This is a genomic window from Prosthecodimorpha staleyi (genome assembly GCF_018729455.1).
Lineage (GTDB): Bacteria > Pseudomonadota > Alphaproteobacteria > Rhizobiales > Ancalomicrobiaceae > Prosthecodimorpha > Prosthecodimorpha staleyi.
This window is the reverse complement of sequence record NZ_JAHHZF010000018.1, coordinates 45799-47534: the sequence shown is the minus strand read 5'-3', so window position 1 is coordinate 47534 and position 1736 is coordinate 45799. Positions and strand designations below refer to the sequence as shown.

Below are 1736 nucleotides of genomic sequence, written 5' to 3'. Positions count from 1 at the left end.
GCATCCCCCTTCCCAACGGATTGTCGGGTGGCAAGATGGTTCGGGGTTGCGAGGCTTAACAAGTCGGGGCGAGGCTTCTAGTGTCGTGCATGTGAGACATGACGCTCGGTTGAGGGCGCCGTTCGGGGGAGGGGACGCCATGGGTCGGATGATGAGGTCTGGTCGTGCGGTCGGGTTGGCGGCATTGACGGCCGTGGCCCTGGCGGCCGGTGTTTCGGGCTCGGTGCTGGCGCCGGTTTCGGCCTCGGCGCAGGAGGGGCGCGACCTGACGGTGGTGACCAAGCCGGAGCGTCCGCGGCCGCGGCCCGAGGCGTCGGGCGGCGGCGGGTCGGGCGTTTCGGGTCCGGTGACGGTGTCGCTGGTGCCGTCGGGCTCGCCGGTGATCCGGATCGGCGATCCGATCCGGTTCAAGGTGGTGTCGACCCATGCGGGCTTCGGCCATGTCTATGTGATGAGCGCGTCGGGGCGGGTGCAGCTGTGGGCGGAGAACCTGCGGCTCCAGGCCGGGGTGCCGGTCGACCTGCCGCGACGGGGGCTGGCGATCGTGGCGGCGCCGCCGGCGGGCGACGAGACGGTGCTGTTCGTGGCGACGCGCAAGCGCTTCCAGGGCTTCCTGGGCGGGTCGACGACGGCCAACCCGGCGGAGCTGCAGATCACGCGGGAGAGCCTGCTGCCGACCCTGCAGGGCAAGCTCGGCGTCTTCCCGCGGACGCATTGGGGCTTCGCCCAGCTGGTCATCCGCGTCACCGAGTGAGGCCGATCCCCGCGCGGGGGAGCCGGGCGCGGGTGCGCCCGCCCGGGCCGCGCGGTGCCGACCGACTTCGTTTCCTGTCGATCCTTCTCGATCCATTCGTTCTCAGGTCTTCATCCGGGCGGCGCGCGGCGCCGGCCCGCATCCCAAGGAGAGTTCCATGCGCCATTCGATCGCCGTCGCGGGGCTCGCCGCCCTGCTGCTCGCCAGCGCCGCGGCCGTGCCGGCTTCGGCCCAGACGGTGCGCGACCTGTCGGTCGTGCAGAGCCAGGCCTATGAGGCGGTCAAGCCGAAGCCGGGCCCCCTGACGGTGTTGACCCTGCTCGACCGGGCCGACGCGACCTATGCGGTCGGCGAGAGCGTGCGGCTCGGCGTCAAGGTGTCGGAGGACGCCTTCGTGACGGTGGTCAATATCGGCGCCTCGGGCCGGGTGACGCAGCTGTTCCCGAACGCCTACCAGCCCGACAACCGGGTCCGGGCGGGCGAGACGCTCGAGATCCCGGCGCCGGGCAGCGGTGCGAAGATCACGGTCGGCGGCCAGACGGGCGCGGAGCTGATCAAGGTGATCGCGACCTCCAAGCCGGTGCAGATCTTCGCCGAGAAGGAGCTGTCGGGCTCGGGCATGTTCCGCAGCCTGACGGGCGATGTCGATGCGCTCAACCGCGACCTGGCGGTGGTGGCGGCCAAGCCCCCGGAGGAGACGCGGGTGGCGATCGCCAACCAGATCATCCGGACGATCCCGAGCCGCCTGCCGGGCGGCCCGGTGCCGGGGGCGATCCTGATCGTGCCGACGCCGCCGGCGCCTGTGGGCGTGTCGGGCGTGGTCTCGGTGCCGGTGCCGGGCGGGCCGGTCCCGGTTCCGGGGGTGGCGGTTCCGGGCGCGGCGCCGGGCGTGATGGTTCCGGTGGCGGTGGCGCCGTCGGCGGTGCCGACCTTCCCGCTGATGCTGGCGGCCGACAAGGCGAGCTACCGGGTCGGCGAGCCG

General features: G+C 72.6%; 2 protein-coding genes. Both read left to right on the top strand.

Annotated elements, in window-relative coordinates; translation table 11 throughout:
• Positions 1-139 precede the first annotated feature (139 nt).
• Positions 140-754, top strand: a complete 615-nt coding sequence (locus KL771_RS26590) for a DUF4384 domain-containing protein (RefSeq protein WP_261971542.1) — start codon at positions 140-142, stop codon at positions 752-754.
• Between the two features lie 157 nt (positions 755-911).
• Positions 912-1736 (top strand): DUF4384 domain-containing protein (locus tag KL771_RS26585; protein WP_261971541.1); only part of this gene is annotated, 825 nt, incomplete at its 3' end.

Bases quoted from the DNA above. Each gene is read 5' to 3' on its own strand.
- KL771_RS26590 (WP_261971542.1), top strand. From the start codon at position 140: ATGGGTCGGATGATGAGGTCTGGTCGTGCGGTCGGGTTGGCGGCATTG.